Raw genomic sequence first — 18528 nt, forward strand, 5'->3', positions numbered from 1 at the left:
GTATAAATACAGAGTACTAAATACCTGTGTTTTCTCCTAATTTAATAACCGCTGAATTTCCTTTCCTCTGGAGCGGTTAATTCCAAACTCATATGAGAGTCCACACGCCGTGTCTTTGTGAAGGTTATACCCAAAAAATGCTAAATGAGATAGGAGCATGTTTATGGAAATTTTACAACAGTATATTATTCGTCCGGAGACAATGGCGTTACTTCCTTGTAGTTTCGTTGATGGAAGTCTAGGCACGTTGGTCATCGAAGAAAACGCTAAGTGCTGTGTGACACTAATGCCGAAAAGGATTGTTGAGGATTCATGCGGCTATTATGGTTCCACTTATCGCGGGAGAAAGAAAGTCGCCATGGATATGGGCTATAAGAGTATGCCGCCGATTTGTGTCTGCGGAGAATTGGGAATCATCTTTATCTCATCGATGACCGAACGATCTGATTATTGTGCTTGGCTGGCATTCATGCATGTTCACAATTGGAACGACAGTAACGAAAAAGGCTATGTTTCTGTATTGTTATCGCGGGACAAAGAGATTAAGCTTCCGATGAACTCAGGACCATTCAGCGGTCGTATGCTGCGCGCAATGCAATACAGTAAGGAACTTCAGAAGCGGATGAGGTCGAATACAATCGTCGCAGAACCAAAAGAAGAGAGCAAACCGCAATCGATCATTCTGAAAGAGAACGGTACTTATTATGTTGATATCGATGGTGATGACCTTGTCACTGATGAGTGACAACTAGATAAGCTTTAAAATAGGTTCTCCCGATGATCACGATTCACTGATCATCGGTTTTTTTCGTTGCATGTGCGTTGAAATTCAAAATGAAAACACAAAGATTAAGGCATACTAACTAACGCATTTACGCGGATTGTTTGGAACCAAAAGAAAATCATTTTCGATCTTCATCACTTTGACACATTGGTTACGTTTCCATAAAATTCAAAACGATTGCTTATCTGTTATACTTAATCTGTAATATAACAGAAGAGATAAAGGAGTATTATTATATGACAAAATCATTCCTCTTTCTTTCCGACTTTGACGGAACATTATCCGATAAAGATTTCTTCCATGTCATTATTGACCGCCATTTCGCCGATCAACGCGAAAAACTCTATGATGACTGGGATAAGAAAGTCATGACTGATATCGATTATTTAAGCCGTCTGTTCAGTTCGATAGATCGTGATCAAGCTCAAATCGATGAGGACATTGACGCCGTTCCTTTTGATCCTGATGCGAAACGTGTAATCGAACAAGTCAAAAATATGGGTGGAGAATTTGTAGTGATCAGCGCTGGTACAGATTACTACATTAAACATATTTTCGAAAAACAGGGTATAACAGATGTGAAAATTTATTCCAATCCCGGAGTCTACGAGAACAGAGGTATCCAATTGAAACCGGACCCGAACGGCACCTATTACTCGGAACTGTATGGGATTGATAAACAGAAGCTTGCGAAGGATTTAATGAAGGATTATGATACAGTATTTTTCGCGGGAGACAGCTTGCCTGACTTGAAAGCGGCAATGCTGTCAGACACTATTTTTGCCAAAGGGAAGCTTCAGCCACTGCTTGATCAAGAAAACAAGTCGTATGTCGCGATCACTAATTTTAAAGATGTAGCGAACTATCTTGCCGCACATGAGGAGGCCATCATCAATGGGAGCCGATAATCACCAGATTGTTGTTCCTTCATTACTCGATGTACGAAAAGGAAATTTAGCGGAAATCGGACGGCTGCTTGGTCGCCATCAATTTAAGAAGGTCGTTATTTTTTTCGGCATGGGTTTAACAGATATGCTTGGAGAAAAAGTGTTTGCTTCTATGAAAGAAGCGGGGATTGACATTCTAGAAACGAAAGAGGTCAGCGACATTGATATTGACAGTGTCGTCGATCACGCCTTTCAACTCCCTTTCCAGACGGAGGCGGTGATCGGCATCGGAGGCGGTAAGGCATTGGACGCGGCCAAGTATACCGCGCTGCTGCGTAAATGGCCGTTTATCAGTGTGCCGACCTCGACGTCAAACGATGGATTTTCCAGTTCCAATACCTCACTTACGATACACGGACGCCGCATTTCCGTACACGCAAAGATGCCATACGGAATCTTGATTGATATTGATGTTGTCAAAAACGCGCCGGAATGCTTTATCTATTCAGGTGTCGGCGACCTTGTCTCGAAGATCACAGCAGCCGAGGATTGGATCTTTGAAGAACAGAACGGACACACACGGGTGGATGACTGCGCTCTGATGCTTTCAAAAAAGGCAGTCAACAGTTTCGTCCGCACCGACTTCGGTACAATTCGCGATGATCTCTTCCTTAAAGAACTCGTAGATTCACTGACAATGGCGGGAATTTCAATGGAAATCGCGGGTAACAGCGCGCCGACCAGTGGCAGTGAGCATCTAATTTCACATGCGCTTGATACGTTCTCATCGAAGCCGCAGCTGCACGGTATTCAAGTCGGCGTTGCCTCGTATTTGATGAGCAAGGTACAGAACCATCGCTATGAACGTATCACAAAGGTACTCCAGGATACCGGATTTTTCACATTCGCCAAAACGGTTGGCATGACGATGGCTGATTTCGATATGGCCATTGATCGAGCGCCGGAAATGAAACCGATGCGCTATACATTCCTCCATGTCGCTAACTATCGTGAATTGGCTCACCAGATCCTGCATGACGATCCGATTCTGAAGGATATTCTTGCTTAAGTATCAACGTTAACACAAGACGAAAAGTTGTCTTTGATACAACTTCCACAATATCGGCTTTAAGAAAAATCAGAATTGACTTATCCCTTAAGCGGAGATGCACTTGTGTCTTTGCTTTTTTACATGAATTGAGGCAAAAAATGGTTGAGGCAAGTTCAACCGGCAAGGTATAATAGATGAATTAAGAACGGAACGGATCTGCTGCCTGATGAACTCGAATCGGCGGTCATAATCCGGAAACGCAGCATTGATGAAATGAACAGTAGCGGAGAGGGGAACAGCATAATGAACACCATTTTATACAACGACTCGTTTCTGGCGAGGGAGCAAGGCAAAGTCGACATGGAAGATCGCGGCTATCAATTCGGAGACGGGATTTATGAGGCACTCCGAGTTTATAACGGAAAAATGTTTCTACTTGACCTCCATATGAAACGGCTCGAACGGAGCGCGCGTGAACTCCGGCTTTCACTTCCATATGATACGGACCACCTTGTGGAAAACTTGGACAAATTGATTCGCGATAATCAGATGGATTACGGTTATATTTATTTCCAAATTACACGTGGCGCGATCGCCAGAAAACATCGTTTCCCACTGGAAAAGATCGACTGCGTGCTTACCGGCAGTATCGAGGCGACGACGAAGGACGAAGACTTGTATCCGGACGGAATCAAAGTGAGTCTGCTTGATGATATTCGCTGGCTTCGCTGTGACATCAAGACGCTGAACCTGCTCGGCAATGTGCTGGCAAATCAGGAAGCGTTCGAGAAAGGCTCTGCGGATGCGATTCTGCACCGTGACGGTGTGGTGACCGAAGGCACTACCTGCAACGCATTCATGGTAAAGGACGGTATCTTGATTACCCACCCTGCCGATCATTTCATCCTGAACGGAATTACGCGAATCTTTGTGCTTCAGCTTGCTGAACGGCTCGGTATCCCGGTTGAGGAGCGGACCTACACAACGGATGAACTACTGCACGCGGATGAGGTATTCCTTACCAGTACCGGTGAGCGTGTTGCCCCGGTTATTCAGATTGACGAGCAATTGATTGGCAACGGCGTGCCCGGACCGATTTCAAAACGACTGCTCGACGCATTCAACGGTGAAGTTGAGCGATTTATTTCTGATACTCTAGATTAATTTAATATTCTTGAAAGACGGGAAAAAGGCGGCCTGAGTTGTCTGAAATCCAGTGACCTTTTCATATAATTATCGTAAAATTAGAGAGTTGGCAACAAAGCAGCTGTTCGCTATCAGAATGAATGGCTGTTTTTTCACGCAAAGACATCATAGCTGGGGCAGGATGAGTATCAATGTCAAAACGTTCATTTTATTTATTGGCTTTTATCATGTTTCTTTCGATGACGGGCTACGGCATCGTTTTTCCGGCACTGCCTTATCTAGCCGCCCATCTTGGACTTAATTCGTTTCAGATGGGGTCGCTGATTACCGGTTGGGCGTCTTCTCAATTTGTGACTGTTCCGTTTTGGGGTCGATTGATCGACCGTTTGGGTCGCAAACCGATACTTGTTTTCGGACTGTTTGGCTTTGGCATCGCTTTTCTTCTGATGATCTTCGCCCAAAGCTACACTCAATTGCTCTGGATCCGAATCATCGGGGCGATGGTTTCTACGGGAACCATGCCGGCGGTTTACGCGATGATCACCGATGTGTATGACAAGAGGCGGCGCGGGCCGGTGATTGCGAAAATGGCGGCGGCCAATACGCTCGGCTTTCTTTGCGGTCCAGTCGTCGGAAGCGTGTTGTCACCTTTTGGAATCAACATGCCGTTTATCGTGGCATCGCTTCTCAGTTTTATCACGATTCCATTCGCAATCATCTTTCTCAAAGAATCAAAGCGAAAAGCGGCTCGAAAAGATAACCCGTCCTTTGTGAAATCCATTGGCATCCTAATTCAGCCTGGTTGCTGGGAACTGTTTCTGATGACCTTTGGCATTGCTGTTGCTGCATCCGGATTCTTCTCGATGCTCGGCTATTTTATGATTGAACGCTTTAGCACGAACGCGAGTCAGACAGGTCTCGCGTTCAGCACGGAATCCTTGGCCACCGTTATTCTGCAAGTATTTGTCATGAGCACAATCTACAGGAAACTCGGTGAACTGCGTATCGCAAAACTCGGATCGCTCATTAATGCGGGTGGGTACGCATGCATCGCATTTTCGCAATCGGTGTGGATGATTTTTCTTGGCTGCGCGCTGATCGGAATCGGTAACGCATTGGTTCAGCCAACGCTGGTTTCGCTCCTGTCCAAACAAGATACTGTCGGGCAGGGGATGGTGATGAGTCTGCAGCAGGCAATGGATAGTTTGGGACGAAGCATTGGACCACTACTCGCCGGCTGGTTGTTTTTCTACCAGGATGCTGCGCCTTTTTGGGGGGCGACCGCCCTTGTTTTGATAACGCTTGCGGTATTCGTTTTCCGTGAAAAAAAGCGGACAGATCATCCTCCTGTGAATGAGTACGCGGCAAGATAAGTGACCTATATAAAGAAGACAAAATAGATTCAAAAAACATAGTTTCAGAGGGCTCAGAAGAAGGAGGAGACGGTACTAATGAAATTCGATACAAAGCGAAAGCAGCCGATTATCTACATTCGGGATGTACTGCCAAATGACTATCTTCACGAGCTCGTGAATGTGAGCCAGAAGATTGTCTATGATCCATGGCCATACGGAACGCCTGAGCCTGAGCCGCTTGGCGCACTCGCTGAATGTGATGTGATGCTGACAGCGGGGTATCGTGATGATCTGAAAATCCTACCTAAAGCGACAAACCTTAAATGGGTACAATCGACCAGTGTCGGCGTCGACATGATGCTGCGCCAAGAAGTTGTTGCCCATGGTTTACAGATTACCAATACAAAAGGCTGCACCTCCGTTCCAATTGCCGAGCACGTGCTGGCGATGATTACAGGTCTTGCGAAAAAACTACCGCATTTTGTCCGCAAACAAATTGCCGGCGAGTGGGACGAAGCACCTGTCGATGACCTTGCGGGGAAGACGGTAGGGATTATCGGTTATGGCGAGATCGGTTATGAGATTGCTCGCCGGTGCAAAGCGTTCGGCATGACAGTAATTGGTTGCCGGCGAAATCCGAAGAAAAGGCATGGGGATCAGGATCCGGCAGATCAGATTGTCGGCATGGAGCATATGGATGAAGTACTGGCTCAGTCGGATTTTACCATTCTGGCACTGCCTTCGACAAAAGAAACCGTTCATATCTTTGATAAGAAAAGGTTGGGAATGCTGAAAGCGGGCAGTTATCTTGTCAATATCGGCCGCGGTAATCTGATCGTTGAATCGGATTTGGAGAAGTGCTTAAAAGACGGCCGGATCACCGGCGCGGCACTTGACGTGTTTGAGGCAGAGCCGCTGCCGACTGCTCATCCATTCTGGACGATGGATCGTGTGATTGTGACGCCTCATCGTGCCTACTATTCGGCGCATACATCTCGGCGCTACATGGATCTCTTTATTGAGAATCTTCACCGTTACGTGGAGGGACGCCCCCTGCTCAATTTGGTTAATAAAGAACTCGGTTATTAGACGGTATCTTTCAAAAAATAAGAAGACGAAGCAAACGTGTAAACCAGACACGAAAGCGCTAGACGCCTGCGGGATCAGCGTGCCGGCACAAGGTTGATGCTTAATGCCGGAGTGGTGGCAGAGGATCGGGCGCTTTTTGCTCGGTTATAATTAGCATCCTGTTTGTCAAACGGCAAAATATAACGTATAATGCAAAGGCTGTCACAGATGAAGCTTAATGAACTGGGTAGAAAATAATTAGTTTATATAATGAAAAATGAGGGTTGAACCATGACTGCGCGTAATCACAAAACGATTTTCTCGGTAAATGAAAAGTTGAATGCTTTAGCAGCGACATTTGTTTTGCCACGAAATCGGATGAAGGGTCAGAGAAAAGCGTAGCTGTGCCTCAGGACTTTAGAATGGAAAGAGTCTGTTGCTCGGTGTACGACTGCCGAGCGCGGACTCTTTTTTAGTTTGGCGAGAAGGTGGTAGTTTTAATGAAGTGGCGTGACTGGGATATAAATTTAAAAGTTCGGCTTATTGGTGAAGGACTATTCAATGTTCTTTTCTGGATGTATTTTCCGTTTATGGCAATCTATTTTTCGGAACATTTCGGTCAGGAAATGGCCGGAATGCTGCTGGTTCTTTCACAAGTTCTAGGTGTTGTAATCGGACTTTTCGGCGGCTATTGCGCCGATCACTTTGGTCGGAAACGGATGATGGTTTTTTCCGCAATTGGCCAGACGGTATGTTTCGCGTTTTTTGCCTTCGCGAATTCACCTTGGCTCGTCTCGCCATGGCTGACGTTTATCAGCTTTTCTTGGCTTGGCTTGTTCGGTCAACTGTACTGGCCGGCGAGCAGCGCAATGATCGCCGATGTCGTTCCTGAGCAGCATCGGGCAAGCGTGTTCGCAGTATTTTATACGTCAATTAACGTAACGGTTGTTATTGGACCGCTGCTAGGCGCAATCTTCTTTTTCAATGAGCGTTTTTTATTTTTGGTGATTTGCACCGCTGTGAGTGCCGGCTTGATTTGGGCACTGCAGCACTGGATTCATGAGACAGCGCCGCAAGCAGAGCGGGAGACTCATCAAGAAGAAAAACCCAACTGGATGAACCATTTGATTGATCAGTTGAGTGATTATCGAGTCATTTTCACGGATCACATTTTCCTGCTTTACATATTGGCCGGTGTACTGGTCGCTCAGACATTTATGCAGCTTGATATGCTGATCGCGGTGTACACGACGAATAAGGTGCCGATTCAGACGCTGTTTTCGTTTGGCAATTGGCAGGTGGAAATCACCGGAAGAAACTTGTTCAGTGTCATGGTGTCGATGAACGGGCTTTGCGTGGCGCTTCTGACGGTTATTGTGACCAAATGGATGACGAAATTTCGTGAGGGCAATGTGTTTATGGGTTCTTCTTTTTGCTATGGAATTGCCATGATCCTGATGGGATCGACGCGGAACATTTGGCTTTTGCTTTTTGGCATTGTGCTCTTTTCTTGGGCGGAGCTGATGACCGTCGGCGTTCAAGACAGCTTCATCGCCAAGCTGGCTCCGAAAAATTTGCGCGCTCAGTATTTTGCGGCGTCAGGCTTGCGCTTTTCACTTGGACGTACCATCGCTCCGATCGCCATACCGATGACCGTATGGTTTGGCTATTCGTGGACTTTTGTGATTCTCGGAACAATTGCTTTTCTCGGTATGATTAGTTACGGTGTGATGTTCTCGATGTATGATCGAAGCGGGCTGCGAGTAACTGGCCACTCGAATTCCCTATAATGAAATGAAAAGCTGCAGGCTTAACGCGTGCGGCTTTTTTGCAAGATAAGAAAGTTTATTATTTTGCACGTTTTCAAACCAATAGACCAGTGTCTTGGCCGAGAATCAAAGCGGAGGTGCGAGACACCTGCGGGACCAGGTGCCGGCGAGACCCCGCAGATTCCTGCCTGTCTGAGGAGGCTCGCGGTGCGCCCGCGGCAAGCGAGTAACCGAAGCGACGAATTCAGCACCGAAAAGACACAAAACCATCACACATGGCTAGAGATTAAGGACCGGGCTGTGCTCGGTTTATCTAACAGGTAAAGAAAGTTTATCGTTCTGCCTTGCCGGTACGACGATATGGTCATAAGATTCGGATGGACGATTAGGTAAGCCGCCCAATCTAAGAAATAAACGGAAAAATTCCGCTTATTTAGAAAATGAATGAAAAAATAGCTTAAATAGACGGAAAAATTCCGCTTATCGCATCGAAAAACGTGAAAATAGAGGGTTTTTCCGTGCATAAGCGGAAAAATTACCCTTATTTACCTGTAAAACAAGCACCATGATGCAAATAGCCGGAAAATCTCCGCTTATTTTATTCCGGCCACGTTACTTAATCAAGGATCAAAATGATTCATTAGAAAACTTGGCTTCGCCAAGCCTCTGGCGAAGGCGAAGACTTAGTTGCGACGACCATGGACGGCCTAGTGTCCGGTGAGCCGCAGGACGCGGCGTTTTTTCGGACCGCTTACACTCGTTTCCTTTAAATGTTTTCTTATACTTTCCTACCAGTGTGAACTAGAACTGTTTGTTCAAGACAAGCTTGATGATTCAAAACTGCATTTAGCGAAAGTCCTTACATCCTGCGGAAGTAAGGAACGGGCGTTTTTTGCCCGGCTTTTCTAATGGTTGTAACTAAGTTGCGGCTTGTGCCAGGCAACGGTGTAGTTAAACGAATCTCTTTCCTTTTGATATAATTAATATACTATAAAGAGTTTGTGAGGCAGGAGGCGTCAAAGGTGGGAGAAAATGAATGGTGGAAACAGATGGTTGTTTATCAGGTCTATCCGAAGAGTTTCAAAGATACAAATAATGATGGGTTTGGCGACATTAAAGGCGTGACAGAAAAACTGGACTATCTGCAGAAACTGGGGATTGAAGCGATTTGGCTTAATCCGGTTTATCGTTCGCCGATGGTTGACAACGGTTATGATATTTCAGACTACGAAGCAATTGATCCAACGTTCGGAACGATGGACGATATGGAGGAATTGATTCACGAGGCAAAGATACGCGGCATTCGCATCGTTATGGATCTCGTCTTAAACCATTCTTCAAGCGCGCATCCTTGGTTTCTTCAATCAAGAAGCAGCCGAACAAACCCGAAACGGGATTGGTATATTTGGCGAGACCCTAAGCCGGATGGTGCTGCACCGACGAATTGGCGATCGGAGTTCGGAGGCTCATCATGGACTCTGGATACGAAGACCGGACAATATTATCTTCATACCTTTGCTCAGGAGCAGCCCGACTTAAACTGGGCAAATTCAGAGGTCCGAGCGGCTATCTATAAAATGATTAACTTCTGGCTGCACAAAGGCGTCGGCGGATTTCGCCTTGACGCGATCACATACATCAAAAAACCGGAACAGTTCACCGATCTGCCTGCTGATTCTGCCGACGGTCTGGCTGCTATTGGCGACGCAACGTTGAATCAACCCGGATTACTCGATTATCTTCATGAACTGAAGGACCATACCTTTGTCCATTATGATATTTTCACTGTCGCCGAGGCTCCGGGTATACGCCCTGAAGAATTTGAACACTTTACCGGTCCGGACGGTGTATTTACAATGCTGATTGAATTCGATCATGTCCGAATGGCGTTTGGTCCTCAGGACAAATGGTACGAACCCATTTCCTGGTCGCTCACGGACCTAAAAAAAGTTGTGACGAAAAGTCAGAATCAGGTGAATCAAACCGGATGGGTCGCGCTCTATCTTGAGAATCATGACTCGCCAAGGTCAATGAACAATTTTCTTGGTGATGATGCTGTCGGACCGGTACCGGCTAAGCTGCTCGCCACTTTTATATGCTGCTCAAGGGGACGCCTTACGTTTATCAAGGAGAAGAACTTGGCATAACCAACGTCCGTTTTCCGTCAATAAAAGACTATCAAGACATTTGGTCAATCAGTCAATATGAGTCGGCCATTCGCGAAGGGTATTCCGAACGTGAGGCGCTCGAAGCCGTCTGGCGATTCAGCCGCGATAATAGCAGAACTCCGATGCACTGGGACGACAGTCTGAACGCTGGTTTTTCCGAGCATCAGCCATGGCTTGGCGTTAATCCCAACTATTTACAAATTAACGCGAAAAGAGCGCTTCGCAATCCGGACTCGGTTTATTATTTTTATCAAAAATTGATTCATCTCAGGAAAAATAGTCAGGCATTAATTCATGGCGATTACACGTTGCTTGAACCGAACCATGAAAAAGTGTGGGCATTCACGCGAACCTATGGTCAAGAGGAACTTTTGATGATCCTCAATTTCAGCAACCAGCAAACAGATTTTGCCGCGCCGGAACAACTGCTTCCGATCACGGATAAAAAAATAATGCTCAGCAATGTTCCAAAACGTCTGCCCGATACGAATGATGGGATTCGATTACACCCATATGAAGCACGCGTTTATCTTGTTAAGTAAAAAAGGATGCGAGCTGAAAAACGGCTTCGCATCCTTTGTGCTGCTTCATTATCGCTTGTTTCGATAAAGATACATGGTGACTGGTGAAAATATGAGAATCAGTACTGCCGAGGCAATGAGTACCCAGATGATTTCGGCAACTGCAGCGCGACCGCCCATTAAACCGCGGATGGCGGTGGTCAGCATCGACACCGGATTGGCGTTGACCGCCGCGCGCAGCCAGCCGGGCATCGTCGCCGGATCAACAAAAATATTGCTGGCAAACGTGACCGGAAATAGAAATGTCATGCTGATGCCCATCACCGCTTTCGATGTTTGTAGGATGAGCCCGATTACTGTGAAAATCCAAGAGAGGCTGAACGCAAAGATCAGCACAAGAACGATACTTGCGACGATCTCAAGAATACTTCCCGTCGGTCGGAATCCAAGAATCAGCCCCAAGACGATGACAATAATTGAAGCAATGGTATAACGTACTGCATCTGCGATAAGTGCGCCGACCAAGGGCGACGGGCTCCAAATGGGAAGTGATCGAAAACGGTCGAATGTTCCTTTGGAGACATCATCATTCAGAGAAACACCGGTATATACCGTGGTAAAGATGACCGTCTGTACCAGAATGCCGGGTATCAAGAACTGCAAATACTCGCTTGTTGATCCAGCGAGCGCGCCACCGAATAAATAGGTAAACATTAGCGTAAACATTACTGGGAAAAAAGTGACGTCGAGCAGCTGCTCCGGTACGTATTTTATTTTCAACAGTGCGCGCCAAGCGAAGGTGAGCGATGTCGCAATTCCGTTTGGACGCGGCGGACGTACTTGCTCAACCAGTGCGGCACGCATTTTAGCCATATTCTGCTCTTCACTCATGACTTCGCACCTTTTTTCTGCGTTTCATTTTCTGCCGGTTTACCAGTTAACGTTAGGAACACTTCATCGAGGCTCGGCTGACCGAGCGAGAACTCACTGACTTCAAGCTGATTCGCATCGAGCGCGGCGAGTGCTTTTGATGCGGCCTTTGTCCCTGTAAGCTGCGCAGAAAGTGTGGCAGAATCTGAGGACAGACGCACCTTTGTTTTGAGCGCATCTGAGAGAAGCTGCTGCGCCTGGGCACGCGTCGATGGATCAAGAAGCCGAACGTGAAGCACGCCGGATCCGATGGAAGCTTTGAGTTCACCGCTCGTTCCTTCTGCGATAATTTTCCCATGATCGATGACAGCGATCCGGTCAGCAAGTTGATCGGCTTCATCCAGATACTGCGTGGTCAGCAGCACGGTTGTACCTGTCGTGACGAGTGCGCGCACAATATCCCAGATTTGATTGCGGCTGCGCGGATCCAAACCAGTTGTCGGCTCGTCCAAGAAAAGCAGATCGGGTCGTACAATCATGCTAGCCGCAATGTCCAGACGCCGCCTCATGCCGCCTGAATATTTTTTGACCTGTCTTTTTGCGGCGTCTTGTAAACCGAATGCATCCAGGAGTTCAGACGCTCTTTTTTTCGCGGATCGTGAAGGGTAACCCATCAGCCGCGCGATCAGAATCAAATTTTCGATTCCGTTCAGGTCTTCATCAACCGAAGCGAACTGCCCCGTGAGACTGACACATGTACGCACGGCGTCCGGTTCTTTTAGCAAATCGTGACCCATGATTTGGGCGCTGCCTTCGTCAGGCTTCAGTAAGGTGGCCAGCATTTTCATCGTTGTCGTTTTTCCGGCACCGTTTGGACCAAGAAACCCATAGACCGTTCCTTGTGGAATAGCTAAATTGATGCCGTCGACGGCGCGGTGTTTTCCAAAACGTTTGACTAAGCCGGTCGCTTTAACAGCGAGCGGCTGATGGTGAGTGTCCAAGTCGTTGTTCATCTTTCTCCTCCGATTTTTAGCGAGCAACTCGTGAAAGCACAACTCCTAAGTGTCACTAAATTCATGAAAAACGTAAATATGTGTCAATTGTATGAAATTTTTTGGATAAAAGCGAATCTAAACGCTTATAGGAACAGGTTCGGGTATTTTTCTAATAGAAAATTATTGGTAAATGCAAAATGTGCTGGCGATATCTGATACACGCGTGCATACTTATATGAGTAACAATGTATTCAATATTGTCAACCGAATGACAATACTTATGATAGTAAGTATCTATTTATTGAAACGAATGGAGTGTGATTATGTTATTTGATCGTCATGATGTGGATGGACAGGAGAATCGGGAAGTGCGGGGAAATGGGAGATGGCGGCTAGGCTATCATATCATGGCACCATCTGGCTGGATTAATGATCCCAATGGACTTGTACAATACAAGGGCATGTATCATGTCTTTTTTCAGCATTATCCAAATGGTGTTGAATGGGGACCGATGCATTGGGGCCATGTCGCAAGTCGTGATCTCGTCCATTGGAAGCACTACCCGATTGCACTTGTTCCCGGTGATTCCTTTGATCGTGACGGCTGTTTCTCTGGGAGCGCTATTGAAAAAGATGGCGAGCTGTGCTTAATCTACACGGGGCATCGCTATGCAGACGCTGCAAAAAAGAGCTCCGACCAGGTTCAATGTCTTGCCGTGAGCAGGGATGGTATCAATTTTAAAAAAGCTACGGAAAATCCGATCATCGCTGCACATCCTAAAGAAGGATCTGGTGATTTTCGCGACCCAAAGGTGTGGCGGCGGGACAGATATTTCTATTTAATTGCCGGGACATGTAAGGATCATATTGGATAAGTAGTCTTGTATCGTTCGAGCAATCTGATAAATTGGACCTATCTCGGTGTCCTCGCACAGAGTGACGGGAAATTGGGTTATATGTGGGAATGCCCGGATTTCTTTGAGCTTGGTGGTAAGCATATACTCATGATTTCGCCACAAGGCATTGAATCGGATGGTGATCTATATCAAAATTTGCATCAAACCGGCTACTTTGTTGGGGAATTTGATTATGAGTCCATTCGATTTAATTACGGGGCATTTACTGAGCTAGATCATGGTCACGACTTTTATGCGGTTCAATCCTTTCAAGATGATTCCGGACGGCGGATCGTAATCGGTTGGATGGACATGTGGGAGTCAACTATGCCCGAACAAACTGAGGGATGGGCAGGTGCACTGACCTTGCCGCGTGAACTGCATCTCGGTGAGAATGGTAAAATCCGCATGACTCCGGTGTCTGAATTAGTCCAGCTCCGTAAAAGAAAGCTTATCCGTGAAAGTGAGCTGCTGATATCAGAAAGCCGTTCATTCCATCAACTAAACGAAGAACTCATGGAGCTTGAGATACTCTTTGATCTCAAAAAATCGGATGCTGATCAGCTTGGCATTAAGCTACGCTGCGGCGAAACAGAGGGGACTGTACTTCAGTATGAAACTGCGAGTCGAGTCCTGACACTTGACCGATCAAAAAGCGGTGCCGGACCAGGCGGCACGCGGCGTACCAAACTCCCTGAGCATGATTCTCTCAAATTCAGAATCTATTTGGATCGTTCCTCAGTGGAAATATTTGTGAATGATGGCGAGAAAGTCATGACCAGCAGAATCTATCCGAGAGAACAAAATCAGGGCGTGCAGTTATTTGCTCGCGGTGGGCGATTAACCGTGCAAAACATGCATTCTTGGAAACTCAAAGATGTTTGGAAAGAAGACTAATGATTAATAGATGCTGCAAAATGCTCGACAACATTGCGGAGCCGCCTGATAAAAAATTTCAAAACACAAAATAAAACGAGCAAAACGATTGATAGACTTTTCTGAGGTGCCAGATAGATCGATAACGGCACGCAAAAAAAGGCGACTAGCAGTTGAGTCACCTTTTTCTCACATTGAATTTAAGAAAGTATAGCGTTTTGCCTTGCCGGTACGACGATAAGGTCATAAGATTCGGTTGGCGATCAGGTAAGCGCCCAATCTGAGAAATAAACGGAAAAATTCCGTTTAATTAGAAAATAAATGAAAAAATCGCTTAAATAAGCGGAGAAATTCCGCTTATCGAATCGAAAAACATGAAAATGGAGGGTTTTGCTGTGCATAAGCGGAATAATTACCCTTATGTACCTGTGAAACAAGCGCCATGATGCGAATAACCGGAAAAATTCCGCTTATTTTACACCGATGTAAGGAACCTTCACTAGCAATAGAAGAACTTTCGCTAATAACGCATATGTCCTGTATGCGACGCGAAAGTCACCGCATCATGCGGAAGTAAGGACCGGACGCTCTTTGCCCGGTTTATCTAAGCTTGTTAAAATGATGGCACTGAATCCGTGCCTACGATCTGCTTTTTCCACAAGCAGCTTAAGTATTATTGTGCTGCTTGCGGGGGCTGTTTCAGATCTGCAGTCCCAGCGAATTCAGGCTCATTATAAGTAAAATAGCTTTTCAAATGTTCATGATGGTCATCAAGAAAAAGCTCATTGGCTACAGCTTGCGCTATTTTTGGCAAACTGTACTTCATTCCGGAAAGTGCAGATGCGGAGAGTCCGCAGCTGATCATCGCCGAATAGTTGAAGGCATAAACGCCATGAAGCAGTTTTTTGCCCTCTTCATCGCGGCTTAAAAACGAAAAACCGGGACTTAGGTAAGGATGTGCGTCGAGAATAGGATTCTTCAGTTCTTCCGGAGCGCTGTATCGATCGCTCCAGCGGGCGATATGGCTTTCGATAAGTCTCAGTTCCGGACGAAGAGCTGGATCCGTACGAAGACCAGTACTGATGATCAGAAAATCAAAACTGAAAATATCTTGATCTGTTGTTACTGTTGCAGTGTTACCAGATTCTGCAACATCAAGCCATGGTGATCCGAGATGAAGCTGGAATCCCGACCACGAGGACGCGCGTGCGAACATGTCATTGGTCGGCGGCTGATTCAACTTGAAAAAATGAGCCATTACCGCATATTTTTCCGCATCGTCCAGCATATGAAAATGCTCAATCAGACCGGAAGGCTCTAACTGGCGGATTGGATTGACACGAGGCAGTTCTTTGCGCCTGACGAAGACATGTACCTCCGACGCTCCTTTTTCTAGAGCATAGTTAGCGTTATCAAAGGCGGAGGCACCCCCGCCTAAAATGGCGATTCTCTTTTCCTTGAGTCGGTCGAAATCAATCATTTCAGAAGTGTGTGCGTAGAGATTCCGTGGCAACTTTTCCGTGATCATCGGCGGAATATACCAATTTCCGCCGCCTTGAATGCCTGTTGCAAGGATCACTTTACGGGCGAGCAGCGTGTCGGACAGCGTCCCGTCTCCTTCGACTTTTAGATGATAAATGCCTTCTTCAGAAGGTTCGATTAAATTCAATTTGACTTTGTTCAGGACCGGGAGGCTGAGCACTTTACGGTACCAACGTAAATAATTCATCCAATCACCGCGCGGAATTTTTTCAATAGCCTCCCAGCTTTTCCCGCCAAACTGAGCCTCCCACCAGGAGCGAACAGTCAGTGAGGGAATTCCAAAATCTAGAGGGGTCAGCTGTTTTGGTGTTCTTAATGTGACCATACGGGCGTAAGTCGTCCAAGGCCCCTCCAAGCCTTCCTCGTTTTCATCAATGACCAGAATATTGGAAATTCGTTCACGCAGAAGGCCGAATGCGATTCCTAATCCGCACTGCCCGCCGCCGACAATTACTGCGTCATAGACATGGCCATCGGGATGGCTGACCGGACGAACCCAATCCGGACTGTCAAAGACAAGATAAGATAGATCTTGTTTCACTCGTTCGTTCAACGCTTCCAGACTCATCGCCGCACAACTCCTTGATGTGAAGTTTTATTACATCATTTATATTCATAGTATTATTTTCTACCATGCAGATCAATTACACTATGTCTAAATTTTCTTATTTCATTTATTCACTTTCACTAGAAAAGATGATGAGGGCAGTCGAATCGGCTGTGCAAAACAATTCATCCAAAAAACAGGATCCTTTTTTGGACTATTTACACATGACTTCATGGGTTGATTTGAGTTAATCTTGTAATAGGTAAGGGTGAAAGATCAAAGCAGATGATTTATTTTCGAAAAATTATGATAAAAATGTGGTGGTCAGAAAATGGAGCAGGATCGATTCGGTGCCTTTATCCAGGATCAGATGAATGTTGGACCTTCCGGTAAAGGACTTCTTGATGATATGAATTTTGCCCTCAAAGATGCCTTTGCTTTAAAAGGACATGTCAATAGTGCCGGGAATCCGGATTGGCAGCGGACACACCTAGCCGCGGAGATGCATGCTTGGGCGGTTGACCGATTGCTTGTGAACGGGGCAATGCTTCGCGGTGTCACTGTGACAGATGAGCTGATGTACAGTTTAAAAGGAGACAATAGTCACTATCCGCCGACCATAAATCCGCGACTTCCTGAGTCTTTCTCAGGAGGCTCGTCAAGCGGGTCGGCTGTTGCTGCAGCAGCAGGATTGACCGATTTTGCCATGGGTACCGATACCGGCGGATCCGTTCGCATTCCATCGTCGTATTGCGGACTTTTCGGGATTCGCCCGACCCACGGCGTAATTCCACTGGACGGGGTGATCCCGCTTGCACCGAGCTTTGATACGGTTGGCTGGATGGCGCAGAAGGCAGATGTTCTGACGAAGGTTGGCAAATGTCTGCTTCCCGATCAGAAGGTGTCAACCTACAGCAATTTTTACCTGCTTGAGGAAGCATGGAACCTGATTCCTTCTGAAAAAGACGAAGCAACGTTAAAACAAGCCGTTTCTCGGTTTTTCCCAAACAATGCCTTTAAGCACTGCCGCTTGCCTTTCTCATCTCTGCAGGAGCTCGTCAGGACTTTTCAAATTATTCAGGGCATTGAAGCTTGGCAAGTGCATGGCCGGTGGATTGAAGCAAATCATCCTAAATTCGGCAGGGATATTGCCGGAAGATTTGAAGCAGCCTCGAATATGAAACGCGATGATGCTTATGAACACGCCGCTCAAATCAAAAAGCAGTTCAGACAAGCGATGAGAAATCTTCTTGGATCAGAAAGCTTGCTAATCCTTCCGACTACTTATGGATCGGCTCCAGAACGCGGCGCATCGTTTGAGGAGAGTGAAAATGTGCGCGCACAAACCATGAAGCTGACGTGTATTGCCGGAGTATCAGGCTTACCGCAGATCACTATTCCAGTCATGGACCAAGGTCGGCCGCTTGGGCTTTCTTTAATTTCCGGTGATAGCACAGATCGGCAGCTGCTGGCGTTTGTGGAGAAGCTGTTAAGCGAATATGGCGGTTCACATAGACAATTGGGGGATGCCGAATGAGGCTTGATACATTGAATACTGCGGACACCGAGACGTTTGTTAAGCTGCTTGACGGAATTTTTGAGCACTCACCGTGGATTGTCGCAGACTTAGTCGGCAAAAAGCCGTTTTCATCTATTGATAAACTGTTCGAGGCGATGTCTGCCACAGTCAAAACCGCCACACATGAACAAAAAGCGGCGTTAATCAATGCCCACCCCCGACTTGGATCTGCTGGGAAGATGACGACTCGTTCAAACGGCGAACAGCAGAAGGCAGGGCTTCGGAATATGGAAGAAGAGGAAGCAGCCGCCTTCTCGAAATTAAATTCAGACTATGAAAAAGCATTTGATTTCGCGTTCATTATGGCTGTCCGAGGTAAGACAAAACCAGAAATTTATGCCGCAATGAAAAGTCGATTGAACAATACCAGAATAGCTGAATTTGAAACGGCAATCGGCGAAATCATGAAGATCGCCAGGTTTCGATTGGATGATCTGCTGCAAGAAGATAAATAAGTGTTGCGGGAAATATTAA

General features: G+C 46.4%; 13 protein-coding genes and 2 pseudogenes. 12 read left to right on the forward strand and 3 right to left on the reverse strand.

The annotated features are described in order from the left end of the window. The first annotated feature begins 163 nt into the window (after positions 1–163). The 9 genes and pseudogenes from ABWW58_RS15760 to ABWW58_RS17190 all read left to right on the forward strand — a co-directional run bounded on the left by ABWW58_RS15760 (position 164) and on the right by ABWW58_RS17190 (position 10770). The gene (locus ABWW58_RS15760; protein ID WP_353870032.1) at positions 164–745 is read left to right on the forward strand and encodes a competence protein ComK; all 582 of its coding nucleotides are present in this window, start codon (positions 164–166) and stop codon (positions 743–745) included. A 275-nt stretch (positions 746–1020) separates the two neighbouring features. Further along, on the forward strand, positions 1021–1692 hold the full coding sequence (locus ABWW58_RS15765; RefSeq protein WP_353870033.1) for an MtnX-like HAD-IB family phosphatase: 672 nt from the start codon (positions 1021–1023) through the stop codon (positions 1690–1692). Next, positions 1679–2740, forward strand: coding sequence for an iron-containing alcohol dehydrogenase family protein (locus ABWW58_RS15770; RefSeq protein WP_093671299.1), 1062 nt, complete (start codon positions 1679–1681; stop codon positions 2738–2740). The genes ABWW58_RS15765 and ABWW58_RS15770 overlap by 14 nt, the downstream gene beginning before the upstream one ends. Positions 2741–3025: 285 nt before the next feature. Further along, positions 3026–3886, forward strand: a complete 861-nt coding sequence (gene dat, locus ABWW58_RS15775) for a D-amino-acid transaminase (protein WP_353870034.1) — start codon at positions 3026–3028, stop codon at positions 3884–3886. A 173-nt stretch (positions 3887–4059) separates the two neighbouring features. Then, complete coding sequence (locus ABWW58_RS15780) at positions 4060–5241, forward strand: MFS transporter (RefSeq protein ID WP_353870035.1); 1182 nt, start codon at positions 4060–4062, stop codon at positions 5239–5241. 78 nt (positions 5242–5319) lie between these two features. Continuing rightward, on the forward strand, positions 5320–6312 hold the full coding sequence (locus ABWW58_RS15785; protein WP_353870036.1) for a D-2-hydroxyacid dehydrogenase: 993 nt from the start codon (positions 5320–5322) through the stop codon (positions 6310–6312). Between the two features lie 479 nt (positions 6313–6791). After that, positions 6792–8081 carry an MDR family MFS transporter gene (locus tag ABWW58_RS15790; RefSeq protein WP_353870037.1) on the forward strand — a complete coding sequence of 430 codons (1290 nt, stop codon included), beginning with the start codon at positions 6792–6794 and terminating at the stop codon, positions 8079–8081. Between the two features lie 1028 nt (positions 8082–9109). Then, positions 9110–10467 (forward strand): annotated as a pseudogene (locus ABWW58_RS15795) (alpha-glucosidase); the annotation flags it as partial. 93 nt (positions 10468–10560) lie between these two features. Next, a complete protein-coding gene (locus ABWW58_RS17190; RefSeq protein ID WP_510770844.1) occupies positions 10561–10770 on the forward strand; it encodes a hypothetical protein in 210 nt (69 codons plus the stop codon). 48 nt (positions 10771–10818) lie between these two features. On the opposite strand, the gene ABWW58_RS15805 is transcribed toward ABWW58_RS17190, so the two are convergent. Together ABWW58_RS15805 and ABWW58_RS15810 are read right to left on the reverse strand one after the other, a co-directional pair. After that, the gene (locus ABWW58_RS15805) at positions 10819–11640 is read right to left on the reverse strand and encodes an ABC transporter permease (protein WP_353870040.1); all 822 of its coding nucleotides are present in this window, start codon (positions 11638–11640) and stop codon (positions 10819–10821) included. Then, positions 11637–12632 carry an ATP-binding cassette domain-containing protein gene (locus ABWW58_RS15810; protein WP_353870041.1) on the reverse strand — a complete coding sequence of 332 codons (996 nt, stop codon included), beginning with the start codon at positions 12630–12632 and terminating at the stop codon, positions 11637–11639. The genes ABWW58_RS15805 and ABWW58_RS15810 overlap by 4 nt, the downstream gene beginning before the upstream one ends. A 305-nt stretch (positions 12633–12937) precedes the next feature. Here ABWW58_RS15810 and ABWW58_RS15815 point away from each other — a divergent pair. Beyond that, positions 12938–14407 (forward strand): annotated as a pseudogene (locus ABWW58_RS15815) (glycoside hydrolase family 32 protein). A gap of 652 nt (positions 14408–15059) precedes the next feature. On the opposite strand, the gene ABWW58_RS15820 reads toward ABWW58_RS15815, so the two are convergent. Then, positions 15060–16496 (reverse strand): NAD(P)-binding domain-containing protein, encoded by a 1437-nt coding sequence (locus ABWW58_RS15820; protein ID WP_353870042.1) that lies wholly within the window; start codon positions 16494–16496, stop codon positions 15060–15062. A gap of 310 nt (positions 16497–16806) precedes the next feature. Between ABWW58_RS15820 and ABWW58_RS15825 the strand changes: the two genes are divergently transcribed. Continuing rightward, positions 16807–18012: an amidase gene (locus tag ABWW58_RS15825; protein WP_353870043.1), complete on the forward strand. Its 1206-nt coding sequence runs from the start codon at positions 16807–16809 to the stop codon at positions 18010–18012. Next, the gene (gene uraD / locus ABWW58_RS15830; RefSeq protein WP_353870044.1) at positions 18009–18509 is read left to right on the forward strand and encodes a 2-oxo-4-hydroxy-4-carboxy-5-ureidoimidazoline decarboxylase; all 501 of its coding nucleotides are present in this window, start codon (positions 18009–18011) and stop codon (positions 18507–18509) included. The genes ABWW58_RS15825 and uraD overlap by 4 nt, the downstream gene beginning before the upstream one ends. The last annotated feature ends 19 nt before the right edge of the window (positions 18510–18528 follow it).

The sequence above is a fragment of the Sporolactobacillus caesalpiniae genome, from assembly GCF_040513385.1.
Taxonomy (GTDB): domain Bacteria; phylum Bacillota; class Bacilli; order Bacillales; family Sporolactobacillaceae; genus Sporolactobacillus.